Below are 18,366 nucleotides of genomic sequence, written 5' to 3'. Positions count from 1 at the left end.
CCCCCTAAAGCGTTCGCTCGACTGCTTTTTTGTATCGATAGTTACACGTCGGCGAGGACGCGCCCGGCGGGGACGCCGCCGCGGGGGTGGACCCGGAAAGGATGGATCACCGTGGGACGTGGTGACGCCCGCCGGGTCGGTCCCGCACCAGAACAGTAGGTTTATCAGTCGTTCGTGGCGAAACTCTACCAAGATTACTTCAGGAGGTCACATGCCAGGAACACACCAACAACCGGAGGTGAACATCGGACTCGTCGGTCACGTCGACCACGGAAAGACGACGCTGGTACAGGCGTTGTCCGGCGAGTGGACCGACCAGCACAGCGAGGAGATGAAACGCGGCATCTCCATCCGCCTGGGCTACGCCGACGCGACGTTCCGCCGCTGTCCCGAGGCGGAGCCGCCGGAGGCGTACACGGTCGATGAGACGTGCCCCGAGCACGACGTCGAGACGGAGGTCCTCCGCACCGTCTCCTTCGTCGACGCCCCGGGCCACGAGACGCTGATGGCGACGATGCTGTCCGGTGCGGCGATCATGGACGGCGCGGTGCTCGTCGTGAGCGCGACCGACCCCGTCCCGCAGCCACAGACCGCCGAGCACCTGAGCGCGCTCGACATCATCGGCATCGACAACATCGTCGTCGCCCAGAACAAGGTCGACCTCGTCGACCGCGACCGTGCCAGGGAGAACTACCAGGAGATCCAGGAGTTCGTCGAGGGCACCGTCGCCGAGGACGCGCCGATCGTCCCGATCAGCGCCCAGCAGGAGGTCAACATCGACCTGCTCATCGACGCCGTCGAACGGGAGATCCCGACGCCCGACCGCGACCCCGAGGAGGACGCCCGGATGCACGTCGCCCGGAGCTTCGACATCAACCGCCCCGGCACCGAGTGGGGCGACCTCACCGGCGGCGTGCTCGGCGGGAGCCTCGTGCAGGGCCGCCTCCGGAAGGACGAGGAGATCGAGGTCCGGCCCGGCCGCGAGGTCGAGGAGGGCGGCCAGTCCGAGTACCGGCCCATCACGACGACCGTCCGCTCGCTGCAGGCCGGCGGGGAGACCGTCGACGAGGTGTTCCCCGGCGGGCTGCTCGGCGTCGGCACCGGCCTCGACCCGAGCCTCACCAAGGGCGACGCGCTGGCCGGCCAGTTGGCCGGCCCGCCCGGTTCGCTGCCGCCGACCTGGGACTCCTTCACGATGGACGTCGACCTGCTCGACCGCGTGGTCGGCGACATGGACGGCGGCGAGGTCGACGACATCTCGACCGGCGAGCCGCTGATGATGACCATCGGCACCGCGACGACCGTCGGCTCCGTCACGAGCGCCCGCGGCGACGAGTGCGAAGTCCGGCTCAAGCGGCCGGTGTGTGCTCCCGAGGGCGCGAAGATAGCCATCAACCGCCGGATCGGGGCGCGCTGGCGGCTCATCGGCGTGGGGACGCTCACGGGGTAGATGACGACCGTCGCCATCGACACGAACGCGCTCATGATGCCCGTCGAACTCGACGTGCGGCTGTTCGACGAACTCGACCGGGTGCTCGGCGGCTACGAGGCCGTCGCGCCCCAGGCCGTCGCCGAGGAGCTCCGGAAGCTGTCGGACACCGGCGGCGAGGAGGGCATCGCGGCGAGCGTGGGCCACGACCTGGCGACGGACCGCTGTCTCCTCGTCGACACCGAAGCATCGTACGCCGACGACGCGGTCGTCGAACTCGCCCGCGAGGGCACCGCCGACTACGTCGTCACGAACGACCGGCCCCTCCGGGACCGCGTCCTCGACGCGGGCGTGCCAGTAATTGGTTTAAGGGGCAAGAACAAACTCGCAGTCACTCAACCATAATCATGTACAAACGGGTCAGGCTCAAGGACACCGTCGAAGTGCCGCCACAGGAGCTCGCGGACGTAACGCCACAGCTAGTCAAGCGCCTCCTCCAGGACAAACTGGAGGGCCGGATGGACGAGGACGTCGGCAGCGTCGTCAGCGTCGTCAACGTCCACGACATCGGCGAGGGGAGCGTGCTTCCGAACCGCCCCGGCGTCTACTACGAGGCCGAGTTCGACGCCGTCACGTACGACCCCCAGATGCAGGAGGTCGTCGACGGCAACGTCGTCGAGGTCGTGGAGTTCGGCGCGTTCGTCGGGATCGGCCCCGTCGACGGGCTGCTCCACGTCTCGCAGATCTCCGACGAGTTCCTCGCGTACGACAGCGAGAACCAGACGCTCGCGTCGAACGAGTCCAACCGCACGCTGACGGTCGAGGACGCCGTTCGCGCCCGCATCGTCACCAAGAGCATCGACGAGCGCAACCCCCGGGACAGCAAGATCGGGCTGACCGCGAAGCAGGTCGGCCTCGGCAAGCACGGCTGGCTCGAGGAGGACCGCCAGCAGCGCCAGGCGACGACGGGTGAGTGACGATGGCCGAAGACCGCCTCGTCTGCCGCGAGTGCCACCGCGTCGTCGAGCCCAACGAGGAGACCTGCCCGTCCTGTGGCTCCAGCAGCCTCACGGAGGACTGGGCCGGTTACGTGTACATCGCCCACCCCGAGGAGAGCCGGATCGCCGAGGAGATGGAGGTCGCGGAGCCGGGCGCGTACGCCCTGAAGGTTCGCTAGCGTGGCGTCCGACGACCCCGACCCGCTCCTGACGCTCCCGCCCGACCTCCGCGGCGCGTTCAAGGAGCCGTTCGGCCCCGTCGAGACCGACCCGGAGCGCGTCCTCGCGGACGTGACCGGGCCGCTGGTCGCCGTCGGCGACATCGTCACGTACCACTTCGAGCGCGTCGGCCGCACCCCGGACGTCGCCGTGGTCGACGGCCGCACCAAACGCGAGGCCGTCGACGGGGAGGTCAGCGAGACGATCCGCGAGGACCACACCGTCGAGGTCGAGAACCCCGCCGCCTCGCTGACCGCCGACCTGCTGGTCGCCTTGCGCGACGCCGTCGCCGACGACCGCCCGACGACCGTCGTCGTCGACGGCGAGGAGGACCTCGCGACGCTGCCCGCGGTCGTCGCCGCCCCGGACGGGGCAAGCGTCGTGTACGGCCAGCCCGACGCCGGGATGGTCCACGTCCGCGTTGACGCCGGGACGCGGGCGGAGTTCGCCGACCTGCTTCGCCGGATGGACGGCGACGCCGAGCGGGCGCTTGCGCTGTTGGAAGCGTAGGTCGGATTCAAGTAGAGCGGATACCGGCGTCCTGAACGGTTTGAACGGAATGAACGGGAGCCCCGGTTTTTGGTGGCGTATCGATTACCGGTGTGATATGAACGCCGAGAGTTGGTGGGAAGTGGAGGCCAGGGACGCCGTCGAAGCCTTCCAGCAGCACGGAGCCGTCCCTGCCGAAGTGACCGATCGGGTCGAGCGTCATCTCGCGAACGACAACCCGGGTACCGCGCTCCAGATAATTCTGAAACACCGGAAGTAGCATCCAGAGGAGTGAGCGCGGCTTCCCGGTACGACCGGGGGGAGCGCCCGGTCCTTTTGATCGCACTTTTCGCCGCGAGCGGTCGCCGACGGCGACCCGAGCAGGAAAAAGGTCGTTCGAAATCCTTTTACCCGTTTCGCGGAGAAGTAGAAGGTAACTGATCACGCCATGGATGTCGACATCATCGACGAGGACGAGAACCCGATGTTGCACCGGACCGACGTCACGTTCGAACTGACCCACGACGAGGCCACGCCCTCCCGGCTCTCCGTCCGCGACAGCCTCGCGGCGAAGCTGAACAAGGACGCCGAGGAGGTCGTCGTCCGCAAGCTCGACACGAAGTTCGGGATGCGCAAGACCGTCGGTGAGGCGAAGGTGTACGAGACCGCCGACCACGCCCGCGACGTCGAGCAGGACTACATGCTCGAGCGCAACAAGATCGTCGCCGACGAGGACGGCGCCGAGGAGGCGGAGGAGGCCTAAGATGGCCCGACACGACCTCTACGAGGACGACGGCACGACCGAGCGCGAGATGTGCCCCCGCTGTGGCGACACGTTCCTCGCCGACCACGGCGACCGCCTGCACTGCGGTCGCTGTGACTACACCGAGTGGGAGTAAGGCAATGGGCCGCGCTCCCGCGCGGCACATCGCGACCAGCCGTCTTCACACACTGACCCGTGAGTAGCGACACCCGCGTGCTCGGCATCGAGGGCACCGCCTGGGCGGCCAGCGCGGCGGTCCACGACGCCGGGACCGGAACGACCGTCATCGAGACCGACGCCTACCAGCCCGAGAGCGGCGGCATCGACCCGAGCGAGGCCGCCGAGCACATGGCGAAGTCGATCCCCGAAGTCGTCGAGGCGGCGCTTTCCCACGCCGACGGCCCGATCGACGCCGTCGCTTTCTCCCGCGGGCCGGGGCTCGGCCCGTGCCTGCGGACCGTCGGCACCGCCGCCCGCGCCCTGGCGCAGTCCCTCGACGTGCCGCTGGTCGGCGTCAACCACATGGTCGCGCACCTGGAGATCGGCCGGCATCAGTCGGGGTTCGACTCGCCGGTCTGTCTGAACGCCAGCGGCGCGAACGCCCACGTTCTGGGCTTTCACAACGGCCGCTACCGCGTGCTCGGGGAGACGATGGACACCGGCGTCGGCAACGCCATCGACAAGTTCACCCGTCACCTCGACTGGTCCCACCCCGGCGGCCCGAAGGTCGAGAGGCGCGCGAAGGGCGGCGACTACGTCGACCTGCCGTACGTCGTGAAGGGGATGGACTTCTCCTTCTCGGGGATCATGAGCGCGGCGAAGCAAGCGGTCGACGACGACGTGCCCGTCGCGGACGTCTGCTTCTCGCTGCAGGAGAACGTCTTCGCGATGCTGACGGAGGTCGCCGAGCGCGCCCTGTCGCTGACCGGCAGCGACGAACTGGTGCTCGGCGGCGGCGTCGGGCAGAACGACCGCCTGCGGGCGATGCTGGCGGAGATGTGCGAGGCCCGCGGCGCGGACTTCTACGCGCCCGAACCGCGGTTCCTGCGGGACAACGCCGGGATGATCGCGGTGCTCGGCGCGACGATGTACGACGCCGGCGACACCGTCGCCGTCGAGGAGTCGCAGGTGCTGCCCGACTTCCGGCCGGACCAGGTGCCGGTCACCTGGCGCGCGGGCGAGAGCGTCCGCCGCCGGCCGCCCGAGGGCCGCGAGCGCCAGGGTGCGGAGGCCCTCGTCGAGGTGGGGCCGGGGCGGACGACCAAGCGCCGCGTCCCGAAGCCGTACCGCCACGCCACCCTCGACGACCGCCTCCGGCGCGACCGCACGGTGCTGGAGGCCCGCCTCACCAGCGCGGCGCGGCGGCAGGGCGTCCCGACGCCGGTCGTCCACGACGTGGACCTCCGGGACGGAACGCTCGTGTTCGAGACGGTCGGCGACGCGGACCTGGGCGCGGCGCTCTCGGAGCGGCGGGTCCGCGACGTGGGTCGCCACCTCGCCGCGGTCCACGCGGCGGGGTTCGTCCACGGCGACCCGACGACCCGGAACGTCCGCGTCGCGGACGACCGTACCTACCTCATCGACTTCGGCCTGGGCTACTACACCGACGACGCGGAGGACTACGCGATGGACCTGCACGTGTTCGAGGGGAGCCTCGACGGCACCGCCGACGACCCCGAACCGCTGCGCGAGGCGTTCGAGGCGGCGTACGCCGCCCGCGGCGACGACGCCGTCCTCGACCGACTGCGGGCGATCGAGGGCCGCGGCCGGTACCAGTAGCGCGGCGGTTCGGGTTCCTGTCGGGGCAGTCGACGGTAACGTTCATGTTCGTGACCGTCGTAACGTCTCGTATGGCCGACAAACCGAAGTCAGGCGAACTGCTCGGCGTGCCGTACAACTTCGAGCGACCAAGCGTCCGCCGGCTGCTGTCCTCCTACTGGCAGCCCGGCGACGGGATGCTGGTCGAGAAGCCCTTCGGCATCGGTTACACGCTCAACCTCGCCAACTGGCGGTCGTGGATCGTGCTCGGTATCGCGGGCGTCCTCCTGTGGAACGAGCAGGGCGGCGACGCCGACGACGCCGAGGACGACGACGAGCCGGTCGAAGTGGTCGTGGACTAAGACGACCTTTTTTCTCGTCGGGTGCGCCGCCGGCGCACCGCTCCTCGAAAAAATGTCGATCAAAAAAGGCCGCGAGCGCCCACGGCGCTCGCGGATGCTATCGTCCCGACAGCCTGCCCTTCCCCGAACGCTCGCCCGCGGCGCGTCGGTGCGCCACGCGCTCGCGCCGGCCCAGTGGTCCGGTTCGAGTAGCTTGGTTTTCCCGCCGGGCGACCGCCGCGGACCGACGGCTATTTTCCCGCGCGGTCCGGCCACTCCGACATGATCCGTTTCGTGACGGGCAACGAGGGGAAGGTCCGCGAGGCCCGCGAGTACCTCGACGAGCCGGTCGAGCAGGTGCCGTACGACTACACGGAGATCCAGGGCGAACTGGAGGAGATAGCGCTGTACGGCGCGCGCGAGACGTTCGCGGAGACCGACGGCGACGAGCCGGTGCTGGTCGACGACACCGGGCTGTTCGTCGAGGCGCTCGACGGCTTCCCGGGCGCGTACTCCTCGTTCGTCGAGGACACGCTCGGGATCGAGCGCATCCCGGATCTGGTCGCCGACGAGGGGAACCGCCGCGCAGCGTTCCGGACCGTCATGGTCTACTACGACGGCGAGACCGCGGAGACGTTCGAGGGGAACGTCCGGGGCCGGATCGTCGAGCCCCGCGGCGAGGGCGGCTTCGGCTACGACCCCGTCTTCGAACACGACGGCGAGACGTTCGCGGAGATGGACACGGCGGCGAAAAACGCCATCTCCCACCGCGGGCGGGCCCTGGAGCGGTTCGCCGACTGGCTGGCCGAGCGGTAGGTCGGGCGTCCGCCGATCCAGTAGGTTTTTCCGCCGGCTTGCGTACTTTCGGCATGGATAAACTCCGGCGATCCCTCCACGAGGCCCCTATCATCGAGAAGGAGGGCGGTTACGAGTACCTCGTCCACCCCATCAGCAACTGCGTTCCGATGCTGGAGCCCGGCCTGCTCCGGGAAGTCGTCAACGGGATCATCCGGAAGGCGGACCTGGCGGACGTGGACAAGATCGTCACGCCGGCGGCGATGGGCATCCACATCAGCACCGCGGTGTCGCTGACGACCGACATCCCGCTGGTCGTCATCCGGAAGCGCGAGTACGGGCTGGACGGCGAGGTGTCGCTGTTTCAGGAGACGGGTTACTCGGAGAGCGAGATGTACATCAACGACGTCGACGAGGGCGACCGCGTCCTCGTGCTCGACGACATGCTCTCGACCGGCGGCACGCTGCGGGCGATCACGGAGGCGCTCGACGGCATCGGCGCGGAACTGGTCGACGTCGTGGTCGTCATGAAGAAGGTCGGCGGGGGGAACGCCTTGGAGGGGACCCCCTACGAGCCGAAGACGCTGATCAACGTCCGCGTCGAGGACGGCGAGGTGATCGTCGTCGACGAGGACGGCGACGGCGAGGAGCGCGTCGCGCCGGCGACCTAGGCGCGCGGGTCCCGGTCCGGCCCGGGATACTCGCCCTCTTGGGTCGCCTCGTAGAGGCTCTCGGCGTCGAACACGGCGGCGAAGGCGTCGGGCGGCCGCACCGATAGGCCCTGATACGGCTGGAGCGACAGCCCCGTCTCCGCGGCCCGGAGGTCGTCGTCGTACGTGAGCAGGTGTGCGGCCCCGGCGCGGTAGGCGCTGGCCAGCCCCGGATGGTCTTCCGGCGGGTGGTTGACCGGTTCGCGCTCCCGCTCGATCCGCGCGCGCCAGTCCGCGGCCAGCGCGTCGTCCGCGAGGGCGGCTATCGTCGCCTCGGCGTCGTCAAGCAGGGCGTCGCTCGCGACGAGCGTCAGCCAGGAGTGGCGGCGCACGTGGTCCAGCGCCGCGCGGGCGTCGCCGCCGACGAGCAGGTCCGCGGCCAGCACGTCCGCGTCCGCGACGACGACCGTCGGGTCGGGGTCAGTCATCGCGGCGCTCCCGGAGCGTCGCCCGGATCGCCGCGACGTCCGCGTCCGATTCCGCCGCGCGGTCGAACAGGTCGCCCCACGTCTCGGTCATGGTCGCCACGAGGGGGCGGGCGGACAAAAACGGGTCGAAGCTACCGCAGGTAGCGGAACGCCAGCGCGCCGGCGACGAACGCGACGCCGACGTTTATCAGCAGGCCGGCGACCCCCACCGCGGCCGTCAGGAGGTAGTCGTCGGTCGCCGCGGCGGCCCGCCCGAGCTGCCAGGCGACGACGACCAGCAGGACGCCGAGCAGCGCCGTCGGGTACGCCATCACCAGCCCGCCGCCCGCGACCAGCGCGACGGCGACGTACAGCACGCCGAGGACGACGTTCGCGCCGCCGGTGCGCGCGCCGAACGCGTACTTGCCGGCGAGGCCGCCGCTCCCGTGACACATCGGGATCCCGCCGAGGGGCACCGCCGACAGCGTCATCGCGCCCATGCTCGTCGAGAGGTCGTCGGGCGACACGTCGCGGTCGAACAGGTCCGCACAGAGGACGGCGGTGGCGACCGCCGCGTTGCCGACGGTCATCGCCAACTGGGCGGCCGCGCCTTCGAGCGCCGCGGGCGAGAGCGTCGGCGTCCCGCTCGCGAAGGCGGCGAGTTCCGGGACGGCCGGCGACGGGACGCCCGCCTCGGCGACGGCGATGGCGGCCCCGACGGCGAGGACGGCCAGCGCGCTCGCCCGCCCGCGCCGCGCGACGACGGCGACGAGCGCGACGCCCGCGCCCACCCCAGCGAGCGCGAGGTTCGCCGCGCCGAGCGACAGCCCGGTCTCCAGCAACAACAGCGCCACCGCGAGCTGGATCCCCCGCACGACGGGCCGGCCGACCGCGCTCTCGATGCGGTCGAGCGCGCCGACCGCGCCGAGCGCGAGCAGGGCGACGCCAGCGACCAGCCCCGCGGCCGCGAGTTCCCCCGCGGTCAGCGCGCCGGCGATGGCCAGCCCCGCCAGCGCCTTCATCGGCTCGACGGAGAGCGGCAGGCCGTAGACCAGCCCCCAGACGACCTGGAAGGCGCCGAACAGCAGGAGGACGTGGGGCAGCGACACCGCCGTCGTCGCCCCTAACGCGACGACGATGGGGAGCACCGTAACCGAATCCCCTAGCGCGCCGGTCACCTCGCCGGCGGTGAACGCGAGCCGGTCGCGGACGGCGTGGTCCGTGGAAGTGGCCACACGCGTCGTAGCGGTCGCAGGGGCATCACCGTTACGAGAAACCGATACCGAGTACAGTTCGAACGGGACCGAACCCGGAAACAGTTACGCCGCCGCGCCTACGTCCGCTCCGCGACCAGCGCCGCGATCTCCTCGCGCGCCTCGTCGTCGAGCGGCCGGAACGGGCGGCGCGCGCGGCCGGCCGGCTGGCCGCGCGCCCGCGCCCCCGCCTTGAAGCCGGGCGCGCCGTGGACGACCAGCGCCTGTTCGAGGTCGATCAGGTCCCGGTTGATCCGCCGCGCCTCCGCCTCGTCGCCGTCCCGGTAGCGGCGGTACACCTCGGATGCGCGCTCCGGGGTGACGTTCGATATCGCCACGATGCCGCCCGTCGCGCCGGCGTCGAGGCCGAGCGCGTACACGCTCCCGCTGCCGACGAACACGTCGAAGTCCTCGGGGACGCCGGCTATCGTCCGCTGGAGGCGCGTGAGGTCGCCGCTGGAGTCCTTGATCCCGGCGACGTTGTCGTGGTCGGCGACGGCCGCGACCGTCTCGGGTTCGAGCGCGACGTCCGTGTACGGCGGCACGCTGTACAGGTACACCGGGACGGGGCTGTCGTCGGCGAGGTCGCGGTAGAACTCCGCGAGGGCCTCCTGCCCGTAGTCGTAGTAGTGGGGCGTCACGGCGAGGACGGCGTCCGCGCCGGCCGCGGCGGCGCGCTCGGCTGCCTGCACCGACGCCCGCAGGCCCTCGGTCCCCGTGCCGGCGACGACCGGGCAGTCGACCGCGTCGGCGACGGTCGCGACCACGCGCTCGCGCTCGTCGGGGGTGAGAAGCGGCGCTTCGCTCGTCGAGCCACAGGGCACGAGGAAGTCGACGCCGGCGTCGGTCAGCCAGGTCGCGAGTTCCCGGAGCGCGTCGTGGTCGACGTCGCCCTCGTCGTCGAACGGTGTCAACAGTGGTGCGCCAGTGCCGTGCATGGTGCGGTCGACGGGTTCCTCGGCCAAAGAACTACGCAACGGCGAACCCCCGGCGGCCGTCCGACGCCCGCAGGATGGCCGCCGCGGGGGTCGAGTCGTGCGCCCGTCTGACGGGTTTTTAAGTCACCGGCGACCCGACCCCAGGTCGGGCGCGCGACCGGACCCGATTAGCTCCCATCCTCCCGACGCGCGCCTCGGCACACCACTTTCCCCCTCCTCTGTTACGCCGCCGGCAGCACCGACTGGCGGACCGTCTCGACGGCGTCGCTCGCGACGATGACGGCGATCCGGTCGTCGGCCTCGATCCGGGTCCCCGGCAGCGGTATCGTCAGCGGCTCGTCGGTCCGGCCGTGGGCGTAGATCCGTGCCGTCGTCGGCAGGTCGACGCTGCTGATGCGCTCCCCGACCAGCGGCGACCCCTCGCGGATGGTAAACACCGTGAGCTGGAGCTTCTCGGTGAGGTCGGAGACGACGTTGAAGTCGCCGCCCAGCAGGGCGGTCTTCGCGCCGGCGGCCCCGAGGCGCTCGGGGTAGATGATCTCGTCGACGTCGTCGGCGTACTTCTCGTATATCTCCTCGCGGTAGTCCTCGTCGATGCGGAGCACGGTCCGGCAGCCGTGGTGTTTGCCGACCATGCAGGCCGCGAAGTTGACGTTGAGGTCGCCGGTCATCCCGCCGACGGCGTCGACCGTGTCCAGGTCCGCCTCGTCGAGCACGCTCTCCTCGCCGCCGTCGCCCTCGACCGTCTCGAACCCGTCGCTCCGGGCCCGCTTTGCCTTCTCCGCGTCCCGTTCGACGACGATGACCTCGTGGCCTTCCTCGCGGAGGATACGGGCCGTCCGGGTGCCGACGCGGCCGTACCCAACGATGACGAACTTCATGGACGACCGTACGCAACCGGGGGTGAAAATAGTGCCCCCGTCAGGCGTCGGTACACGCCCACAGTCCGGTCCCGTTCCCGCGGGCCGACCGCTCGGCCGACGCGTAGGCGTCGCGGTCGGCGAACGTCGTGTCGTAGAGCCGGGCGTACCCCCGTTCGACCAGCGCCCGGTTGAACCGGCCGTCCTCGTAGTCGACGTAGGCGAGCAACCGGCCGTAGCCGCCGCGGCGGTCGGCCTCGGGGTCGACGACGAGCGTCACCTCCTCGCCGACCAGTTCGGCCCGCGCGAACTCAGACGACCGGTGCCCCCAGTCGCGCAGGCACTCCCGCCCCGCGGCGGTGTCGGGGACGCCCTCGAACTCGGAGGGGTCGTTCTCGGTGTGGACCTCCGGCGTGTCGACGCCGAGCAGCCGAACCGTCTCGCGGGTCCCGTTGGGATACGCCACCTCGACGGTGTCGCCGTCGGTCACCTCGACGACCGTCACCTCGATTCGTTCGGTCGTCCGGGCCCCGTCGTCCGTCACCGCACCCAGACAGCCGGAAAGTGCGAGGACGAACAGGCAGGCCAGCAGGGCGCGTCGCATGCCGGATGCCTGCGCGCCGGCGCACAAGTCCGTTCCGGTGGCCGCCGGATCCGGCCCGCCCGCCGCGCCCGGCGCTAACCGACCGTGCGTCCGGATTAAATCGGGTTAATTCGGCCAAAGACGCCTTCAAACCGCCGATATCCGGGTTCACGCTCGCCCCGGTTGAAGTGGGTGTGGTCCCCAGCGTCGGATGCAATGCGCCTGACCAAGATCGCCGCGATCGGGCTTGCGGCCCTGCTGCTGGCAACCGGTGCCGCGGCCGCCATGCCCGGGAACGCGCCCGACCACGCACAGCCCGCGAACGAGACGACGAACGAGTCCGCTCAGGCGGGGCCGCCCGCCGACGTCCCGGCCGACGACGCCGACCGCGGCCCGCCGGTCGACATGCCGGAACAGGTCCCTGACCACGTGAGCGCGATCCACGAGGAGATCAACGCGTTCCTCGACGGCACCGTCGACGACCTCGGCGACGCCGTCAGCGACCTGACGCCGGCCGACGGCGACGGGAGCGCGGACGACGCGTCCGCAGACGAGACGGCTGACGCCGACAGCGCCGAGAACGCCGACGAGTCCGCCGGCGACGCGGACGCCGACGCGGAGCAGTAAGCGATTTCCCCGTTCCGACCGACCCGGTTCCCCCGTTTCTTCGTGACTCAGTCCCCCGTCATCCCAGCGCCGGCGGCGGGGTACAGCTCCACGACCCCGCGTTTCGACGGCGCGTTGACGACGGTGACGGTGTCGCCGTCGCGCTCGACGTAGTAGCTGCCGGCGAACGCGCCGTCGTCGACGACCCAGCGCCCGCCCCGCCGCTCCGCGCCGTGGTGGGTCAGCAGGCGCTCGTACCCCTCGACGAACGTGCTGGCGTTGGCCGCGTCGCGCCACCGGATCCGCCACACGTACCCCGTCTCGCCGCCGTTCTCGTAGGCGTACAGGCGGTCCATCCCCCAGCCGTTCGAGTAGTTGATGTCGTAGTCGAGCCGCGGGCCGTCGCTCCCCGGCCGGACGAACGCCGAGCGGTCTATCACGGCCCCCTCCCGGTCGTCGTACAGCGTGTACGCGAACATCGTCGCGAGGCTGCGCTCGCCCAGCGTCGCCGCCTGGGAGCCGTCGCTCCGTCTGACGCGCTCCCAGTCCGCCGTGCTCCGGTCGGGGAGCGCGAGCGAAAGCGGTTCGCCGGCGCTCTCCCCGTGGATGACCGCGGCCGTGCTCGCCGGCGGGTCGGCGTACAGGTCGGTGACGCCCGCCCAGCCGGCCCGTTCGCGGACGGACTCGACGAAGGCCTGCCCCTCGGCGTACGGGAAATAGGAGTGGATGTACAGCCCCATGTGGACGTCCGCGGCCGACGCGTTCGTTCCTCCGCCGTCCGACCGCGGCCGGAGGCAGTCCCACTCGGCCTCGCAGCGGGCGGCGTACCGCTCGTCGACGAGGTTCGCGTCGCCCTCGACCAGCGACAGCAGGGCCGCCACCCGGTCGTCGGACGCGTCCCGCGGGACCCGGAGTTCGACCGCGTTGCCGTAGCGGAACTGGTAGGCGTGGTACAGTTCCTGTGCGAGCGTTATCTCGTCGACGGTCGGCCGCTCGGCGTCGGAGACGATCACGACGCGGTCCCGCCGGGCGTCGTAGTAGCCCAGCACCGCCGCCCCCGTGTTCTCCTCGGCGACGGCCGCGGCGTCAGCGTCGTCCCCGACGAGAAACAGCGCCCGGTTGCGCACGTTCTCGTACGTCCGGTCGCCCGCGGCGGTCGTCCCGGTCCCGGACCCGTTCCGGTACGCCGCGCGGCTGACGACGGAGACGTTCACGCCCTCGTCGAACTCGACCCCACGGACGCGCTCGACCCGCGCCATCGACCGCGCGACGACGGCGTCGAGTTCCGCGTCGGTGAGGCCGTCGCCGTCGTCTATCGACAGGCTGTCGTTGTACCAGTACCCGTTCTCCCAGCCCCGCACGTCCTCGCGGTCGGGCGTCGTCGCGTCGTCCGGGCCGGCGTCGGTCGGGGTCGGTTCACCGTCCGTCGCCGTGGTGCTGCTCGGTCCGGGGGCGGCCGGGGCCGCACACCCCGCGAGGACCAGTATCGCGACCAGCGCGAGCGGACGGAGGGACGGCATTCGTCCGCCCTAGCGGCTCCGGGATCAAAAATGGTCGGAACGCCGAGCGGTCCACCTCAGTCTGGCGAGGCGAACTCGTCGGCCGTCACCGGCGTCGCGGCCGCCCGGACGTCGCGGAGTTTCCCCTCCGCCCACTCGACGACGCGGGCGCTGTCGGCCTCCGCCAGCGCCCGCGGCTCGCCGTCCTCGTCGACGCCGACCTGAACGTGCTCGCCGTCGAACACCCCGAGGAAGTAGGGGACGGGCTCGTCGGTGACGGCCACGTCGTAGCGGTCGTGGGCGAGCAGTTCGCGGGCCTTCGGGCGGTACGGCTCGGTCCGCATCGTCTCCAGGGCCGTCCGCGAGAGGACCACGTCGACGGTCGCGCCGTCCTCGACGACCCGCTCGTACGTGGTCTCGTGGGCGTGCAGGCCGACCAGCGGGAGCATCCCGTCGAACCGGTCGCACTCCGCTATCGCCTCGACGTGGCGGTTGATCATCGCGTACGGGTCGCCCTCGCGGGGCGTCCGCAGTTCCACGTCGGTCAGCCACCGCGGGTCCAGGTCGAGTTCGCCCTCCGGCACCCACTTGAGAAACGGCTCCAGCCGCGCGACCGCGGCGGCCGTCGACTCGAACCGGCGGTACTCGCGGACGAGGAGCCGGCCGGTCGCCGTGGGGAGATAGCGGCCGCCGTCGCGGTCGACCAGCCCCGCCGTCTCCAGTTCGCGGAGGGCGCGGTCGACCGTCGACCGCGACACGTCGAGGTCGGCCTCCAGCGCCCGCTTGTCCTTCGGCTCCTCGCGGAGCGAGTCGAGTACGTCCCCCCGCCCGTCGAGGACCGCGAGGATGTCGGCGTCGCCGGTGCTCGGTGCCATGCGTTTCCGTGCGGGTTCACCCACCCGAAGGCCAAAAGGCCGTCGCCCCGCCACGGGACCCCGGCCGCGCGGGCCGGTACGGGGAGAATACTTATTCTGCTCCGCGGCCTAGTGGGCGCTCCCGATGGTCCCGAAGTACGACTACTGGCTGTTCGACCTCGACGGCACGCTCGTCGACGTCGAGTCCGCCTACCGCCGCGAGGTGCTGTCCGAGGTCGAGGACCGCCTCGGGCTCGCGCTCACGCCCGACGAGCGCTACCTCGTCTGGCACGGCTCGGACGACCACCGGGCCGAACTCCTGCCCGACGACCTCCCGATCCGGTCGTTCTGGGAGACGTTCGACGCGGTGGACGACCCGGTGGCCCGCGCGGAGGCGACGTACCTCTACGACGACGCCGCGCTGGTCGGGGACATCGCCGCGCCGGCCGGCATCGTCACCCACTGCCCGGAGCCGGTCGCGGAGGTCGTCTTCGACCACCTCGACATCCGCGACTGGTTCGAGACGACCGTCTGCTGCTCCGAGGAGGTCGGCTGGAAGCCCGACCCCGCGCCCGTCGAGCGGGCGATGCGGGGGATGGAAGTCGCCCACGAGGGCCACCGCGGCGTGCTGGCCGGCGACGCCGCCTGCGACGTGGGCGCGGCGTGGAACGCCGGCCTCGACGGCATCCACGTCGAGCGCCACGACCCGGACCTCCAGGGCCAGTGCGTGCTCGGCGACTACCGCGTCTCCTCGTTCGCGGAGCTGTAACCGGGGAACTCCGCCGTCAGATCCGCGACGCCGTCCAGCGCCGCGGCGAGTTCCCGCACGCCGTCCTTCTCCGAGCGCTCGGGGTTGCCGTGGACCCGGACGGTCTGCTCGCCGAGCGGGACGAACCCGAGGCCGAGCCGCTCGGCGGTCGCGCGGAGCCCGACCCCGGCGTCCGCCTGGCCCGCGGCGACCTTCCGGGCGGGGCTTTCGACCGCGCGGACCGTCAGGTCGAACCCGTCGATCGACTCGACGACCTCGCGCCGGTCGACGCCGCGCTCGTCTGCCAGCGCGGCGACGGCGTTGCCGATGCTCGTCCGGAGCCCCGAGTCCGTCGTCCGGTTGACGAGCCGCAGGTCGCGGTCGGCGAGGGCCGCGACGCCGTCGACCCCCTCGGGGTTGCCCGCGGGCACGACCAGCCCCCACTCGCGGGTCCACGCCCCAAGCGGGTCGGCCTCGACGTCGCGCTCGACCGGCCCCGCCGTCACCGCGACGTCCGGCGTACCGTCCCGGAGCCGGCGCAGTCCCTGCCGGCTCCCGACCGAGAGGTACCGCGGGTCCCGCAGGTCGTCCAGCAGGCGCGACAGCAGGGGGTCGTCCTCGCCGACGCCGAGCAGCGACGGCGGGCGAACGTCCGGCGAGAACAGATCCACCGTCACCGTCTCGCCCGCGGCGAGGTAGTCCGTGTCCGGGTCGACCGCGACCACGCCGTCGGCCTCGACGAGGCTCGTCGTCGCGCCGCTGCCCTTGTCGACCGGGTAGACGAGCGTCCCGCCGTCGCCGTCGGTCACCAGCCCGACCGGCATGTACCGGAGGCGGCCCTCGCCGTACCGCTCGCGGCGGGCCATCCGCCCCTCGACCGTCGCCGTCTTCGGCTCGGGCAGCCCGGCCGCCGCGCGGACCGCGGGCGCGACGAACGTCCGGAAGATGGTGAGCGCGGAGACGGGGTAGCCCGGCAGGCCGACGTACGCCGACTCCCCCATGCGGCCCACCAGCATCGGCTTGCCCGGCTTGACCGCGACGCCGTGGAGCAACAGCTCGCCGCGCTCCTCGATCACGTCGTAGATCACGTCGACCGCGCTCGCGCTCGTCGACCCCGAGGAGAGCACGAGGTCGCACTCCTCGGCGGCGGTCGTCAGGACCCGCTCCATCTCGCTCCGCTCGTCGCCGGCGTGGGGGTACGTGACCGCCTCGCCGCCCGCCTCCTCGACGGCGCTGGCGACGGCGTAGGAGTTGACGTCGTATATCTGGCCGCGCTCGCTGCGGAGTTCCTCGCCCGGGCGCACCAGCTCGTCGCCCGTCGAGACGATGCCGACCCGCGGCCGCCCGCGGACCGGCACCTCGTCGACGCCGAGCGCCGACAGCAGCCCGACCTCCCGGGGCGTCAGCCGGGTGCCCGGCCCGAGCGCGCGCTCGCCCGCCGCCACGTCCGCCCCGGCGAGCATCACGCCGTCGCCGGGCGCGACGGCGGTGCGGACGAGCACCTGCTCGTCGGCTTCCCCGCTCGCCGGGCCGCCCTCGACGTCCGTCCGCTCGACCATCACCATCGCGTCCGCGCCGGGCGGCATCACCGCGCCGGTGGATATCTCGACGGCCTCGCCCTCGCCGACCGTCACGTCGGGCTCCTCGCCGGCGTGGACCGCGCCCACCAGGTCGAGGCGGGCCGGGTCGGCCTCGTCCGCGCCGAACGTGTCGCGGGCGCGGAGCGCGTAGCCGTCCAGCGAGGCGCGGTCGAACCCCGGCACGTCGACGCCGGCGTCGACCCGCTCGGCCAGCACCCGGCCCCGGGCGTCCTCCAGCGGGACCGTCTCCGGCCCCGGCGTCAGGTCGAGCGACGCTATCGCCTCGCGGGCGCGTTCGGGCGGCGCGAGGTCGCGGAACTCCTTGCGGTCGGTCACTGGTCGTCCGGTCGACGGCACTCGGCTGGCGGGCGTTCCGTCCCGTACATGGGCCGACGTACGGCCATCCCGTGCTTAACTCCTCGGTCCTGCGGTCGGACGGCGCTCCCGTCGTGCGCATTCCCGCGAAGGGGGGCGCGGACGCGTCGCTGGTCGGTCGGACTGCGAGCCGCGGGACGGCGGCGACGGAGAAGGCGTTACTCGTCGACGAGGACGGCGTTGACCTGCCCGGTCTGGCCGGGGCGGGAGGTGACGCGGGCGCGCCCCTCGCTGGTCTCGATAATGGCGCCCTTCGTGACGATGTTCCGGCGGACGTAGTTCGGGTTGCTCGGGTTCTCGACGACGTCCTCGATGGTCGCCTCGACGGTGTCGCCGGCGTCGGCGACCTGCGCGACGTTGGTCGAGAGCGCGCGGGTCTTGGTCGTGTTGCCGCGGGCGTCGGTCGTCTTCAGGTTCGGCTCGCCCACCTGGGTCTCGGTCGGGCCGCGCCCGAGCTGGTGTTTCTTGCGGTCGGCGTTCGGTCGGAGTCGGCCGCCCGTCCGCTTGCGCGTCGAGCGTCGCTGGTCGGTCATACCCGTATCGAATCCCAGGAGCTACTTGAATGATACGACTTGCCCGCCGCCGAACCGGTAGGTTTACCCGGGGGCTGACAGGTACTGATCCCGATGAGTCTCCGGACTGCCGTCGCCGCGCCGTTCCGCCAGCGCGGGGCCGAGCGCCTCGGCGAGAACGAGTTCGTCGTCGCGCTGTCGCTCGACCGCGACTGGTTCTCGCCGGACCAGGCCAAGCGGCTGATCGACGTCGCGACCGGCCAGGGCCTGCTCGCCCGCGAGGACGGCGACCTGGTGCCGTCGTTCGACCCCGACGAGGTGGCCGTGCCCGACGGGTTCGTCCCCGACGAGTCGATACTCCGGGAGCGCTCGACGTTCGAGCAGGTGCTGGACCGGGTCGTCGCCGACGGCGTCGAGAAGCAGGAGGCGGTCGCCGACATCAACCGCCTCCAGAGCGACCTCGGGATCACCGTCGAGGCCGCCGCGGTGGTGTACGCCCGCCGGCGCGGCCTCGACGTGGACGAGCCGGCGCGGGCGGCGATCGAACAGCTGGGCGACGAGTAGCGGCGGGCGGAGCTTGGCGTCGTGCCGGCCGCCGGCCCGAACGACCGCCCCGCTCGGCGACCCGAACTCCCACAACTGATTAGCC

The 18,366-nt window shown here is 71.7% G+C and carries 24 protein-coding genes; 15 read left to right on the top strand and 9 right to left on the bottom strand.

The genetic code is table 11. The annotated features are described in order from the left end of the window. Positions 1 to 211: 211 nt before the first annotated feature. The 12 genes from EYW40_RS08410 (at position 212) to hpt (ending at position 7,463) form a co-directional block, all read left to right on the top strand. On the top strand, positions 212 to 1,450 hold the full coding sequence (locus EYW40_RS08410; RefSeq protein WP_135821167.1) for a translation initiation factor IF-2 subunit gamma: 1,239 nt from the start codon (positions 212 to 214) through the stop codon (positions 1,448 to 1,450). Continuing rightward, on the top strand, positions 1,451 to 1,834 hold the full coding sequence (locus EYW40_RS08405) for a PIN domain-containing protein (RefSeq protein ID WP_135821166.1): 384 nt from the start codon (positions 1,451 to 1,453) through the stop codon (positions 1,832 to 1,834). 2 nt (positions 1,835 to 1,836) lie between these two features. Then, positions 1,837 to 2,406 carry a DNA-directed RNA polymerase gene (locus EYW40_RS08400; protein ID WP_135821165.1) on the top strand — a complete coding sequence of 190 codons (570 nt, stop codon included), beginning with the start codon at positions 1,837 to 1,839 and terminating at the stop codon, positions 2,404 to 2,406. A gap of 2 nt (positions 2,407 to 2,408) precedes the next feature. After that, the gene (gene spt4, locus EYW40_RS08395) at positions 2,409 to 2,606 is read left to right on the top strand and encodes a transcription elongation factor subunit Spt4 (RefSeq protein ID WP_135821164.1); all 198 of its coding nucleotides are present in this window, start codon (positions 2,409 to 2,411) and stop codon (positions 2,604 to 2,606) included. Position 2,607: 1 nt separating this feature from the next. Then, the gene (locus EYW40_RS08390) at positions 2,608 to 3,156 is read left to right on the top strand and encodes a GTP-dependent dephospho-CoA kinase family protein (protein WP_135821163.1); all 549 of its coding nucleotides are present in this window, start codon (positions 2,608 to 2,610) and stop codon (positions 3,154 to 3,156) included. A 97-nt stretch (positions 3,157 to 3,253) separates the two neighbouring features. Continuing rightward, the gene (locus EYW40_RS19585; RefSeq protein ID WP_161973181.1) at positions 3,254 to 3,415 is read left to right on the top strand and encodes a hypothetical protein; all 162 of its coding nucleotides are present in this window, start codon (positions 3,254 to 3,256) and stop codon (positions 3,413 to 3,415) included. A gap of 168 nt (positions 3,416 to 3,583) precedes the next feature. Further along, positions 3,584 to 3,898, top strand: a complete 315-nt coding sequence (locus EYW40_RS08385) for a 30S ribosomal protein S24e (protein ID WP_135821162.1) — start codon at positions 3,584 to 3,586, stop codon at positions 3,896 to 3,898. 1 nt (position 3,899) lies between these two features. Further along, complete coding sequence (locus EYW40_RS08380) at positions 3,900 to 4,034, top strand: 30S ribosomal protein S27ae (RefSeq protein WP_135821161.1); 135 nt, start codon at positions 3,900 to 3,902, stop codon at positions 4,032 to 4,034. Between the two features lie 59 nt (positions 4,035 to 4,093). Then, positions 4,094 to 5,677, top strand: a complete 1,584-nt coding sequence (locus EYW40_RS08375) for a bifunctional N(6)-L-threonylcarbamoyladenine synthase/serine/threonine protein kinase (RefSeq protein WP_135821160.1) — start codon at positions 4,094 to 4,096, stop codon at positions 5,675 to 5,677. A gap of 71 nt (positions 5,678 to 5,748) precedes the next feature. After that, entirely contained in the window at positions 5,749 to 6,018 is a 270-nt protein-coding gene (locus tag EYW40_RS08370; RefSeq protein ID WP_135821159.1) for a DUF5808 domain-containing protein, read from the top strand. Positions 6,019 to 6,279: 261 nt separating this feature from the next. Beyond that, positions 6,280 to 6,813, top strand: a complete 534-nt coding sequence (locus EYW40_RS08365; protein ID WP_135821158.1) for an XTP/dITP diphosphatase — start codon at positions 6,280 to 6,282, stop codon at positions 6,811 to 6,813. A 53-nt stretch (positions 6,814 to 6,866) separates the two neighbouring features. Then, on the top strand, positions 6,867 to 7,463 hold the full coding sequence (hpt, locus tag EYW40_RS08360) for a hypoxanthine/guanine phosphoribosyltransferase (RefSeq protein WP_135821157.1): 597 nt from the start codon (positions 6,867 to 6,869) through the stop codon (positions 7,461 to 7,463). Here hpt and EYW40_RS08355 read toward each other — a convergent pair. The 5 genes from EYW40_RS08355 to EYW40_RS08335 all read right to left on the bottom strand — a co-directional run bounded on the left by EYW40_RS08355 (position 7,460) and on the right by EYW40_RS08335 (position 11,564). Then, entirely contained in the window at positions 7,460 to 7,930 is a 471-nt protein-coding gene (locus tag EYW40_RS08355) for a DUF7384 family protein (protein WP_135821156.1), read from the bottom strand. The two genes, hpt and EYW40_RS08355, sit on opposite strands and share 4 nt — an antisense overlap. 131 nt (positions 7,931 to 8,061) lie before the next feature. Beyond that, positions 8,062 to 9,144 carry a putative sulfate/molybdate transporter gene (locus tag EYW40_RS08350; RefSeq protein ID WP_135821155.1) on the bottom strand — a complete coding sequence of 361 codons (1,083 nt, stop codon included), beginning with the start codon at positions 9,142 to 9,144 and terminating at the stop codon, positions 8,062 to 8,064. Between the two features lie 98 nt (positions 9,145 to 9,242). Continuing rightward, a complete protein-coding gene (locus tag EYW40_RS08345; RefSeq protein ID WP_135821154.1) occupies positions 9,243 to 10,100 on the bottom strand; it encodes a dihydrodipicolinate synthase family protein in 858 nt (285 codons plus the stop codon). Positions 10,101 to 10,321: 221 nt separating this feature from the next. Next, positions 10,322 to 10,981 (bottom strand): potassium channel family protein, encoded by a 660-nt coding sequence (locus EYW40_RS08340; protein ID WP_135821153.1) that lies wholly within the window; start codon positions 10,979 to 10,981, stop codon positions 10,322 to 10,324. Positions 10,982 to 11,021: 40 nt separating this feature from the next. Next, positions 11,022 to 11,564, bottom strand: coding sequence for a thermonuclease family protein (locus tag EYW40_RS08335; RefSeq protein WP_135821152.1), 543 nt, complete (start codon positions 11,562 to 11,564; stop codon positions 11,022 to 11,024). Positions 11,565 to 11,759: 195 nt separating this feature from the next. On the opposite strand from EYW40_RS08335, the gene EYW40_RS08330 reads away from it, so the two are divergent. Next, the gene (locus tag EYW40_RS08330; RefSeq protein WP_135821151.1) at positions 11,760 to 12,170 is read left to right on the top strand and encodes a hypothetical protein; all 411 of its coding nucleotides are present in this window, start codon (positions 11,760 to 11,762) and stop codon (positions 12,168 to 12,170) included. 47 nt (positions 12,171 to 12,217) lie between these two features. On the opposite strand, the gene EYW40_RS08325 is transcribed toward EYW40_RS08330, so the two are convergent. Next, positions 12,218 to 13,669 carry an Hvo_1808 family surface protein gene (locus tag EYW40_RS08325; RefSeq protein WP_135821150.1) on the bottom strand — a complete coding sequence of 484 codons (1,452 nt, stop codon included), beginning with the start codon at positions 13,667 to 13,669 and terminating at the stop codon, positions 12,218 to 12,220. A 56-nt stretch (positions 13,670 to 13,725) separates the two neighbouring features. After that, entirely contained in the window at positions 13,726 to 14,523 is a 798-nt protein-coding gene (locus EYW40_RS08320; RefSeq protein WP_135821149.1) for a helix-turn-helix transcriptional regulator, read from the bottom strand. Between the two features lie 124 nt (positions 14,524 to 14,647). On the opposite strand from EYW40_RS08320, the gene EYW40_RS08315 reads away from it, so the two are divergent. Further along, positions 14,648 to 15,271 (top strand): HAD family hydrolase, encoded by a 624-nt coding sequence (locus tag EYW40_RS08315; protein WP_135821148.1) that lies wholly within the window; start codon positions 14,648 to 14,650, stop codon positions 15,269 to 15,271. Here EYW40_RS08315 and EYW40_RS08310 read toward each other — a convergent pair. After that, a complete protein-coding gene (locus EYW40_RS08310) occupies positions 15,241 to 17,166 on the bottom strand; it encodes a molybdopterin biosynthesis protein (RefSeq protein WP_135821147.1) in 1,926 nt (641 codons plus the stop codon). The genes EYW40_RS08315 and EYW40_RS08310 overlap by 31 nt on opposite strands. Positions 17,167 to 17,363: 197 nt before the next feature. Further along, positions 17,364 to 17,738: a 30S ribosomal protein S8e gene (locus tag EYW40_RS08305; RefSeq protein ID WP_135821146.1), complete on the bottom strand. Its 375-nt coding sequence runs from the start codon at positions 17,736 to 17,738 to the stop codon at positions 17,364 to 17,366. Between the two features lie 93 nt (positions 17,739 to 17,831). Here EYW40_RS08305 and EYW40_RS08300 point away from each other — a divergent pair, with 93 nt between their 5' ends. Continuing rightward, positions 17,832 to 18,281 carry a DUF2240 family protein gene (locus tag EYW40_RS08300; RefSeq protein WP_135821145.1) on the top strand — a complete coding sequence of 150 codons (450 nt, stop codon included), beginning with the start codon at positions 17,832 to 17,834 and terminating at the stop codon, positions 18,279 to 18,281. Positions 18,282 to 18,366: the final 85 nt, after the last annotated feature.

The organism is Halostella litorea (assembly GCF_004785955.1).
GTDB classification, from domain to species: Archaea; Halobacteriota; Halobacteria; order Halobacteriales; family Natronoarchaeaceae; genus Halostella; species Halostella litorea.
The sequence above is the reverse complement of the archived record's forward strand: the minus strand, read 5'-3'. Positions and strand labels throughout refer to the sequence as shown.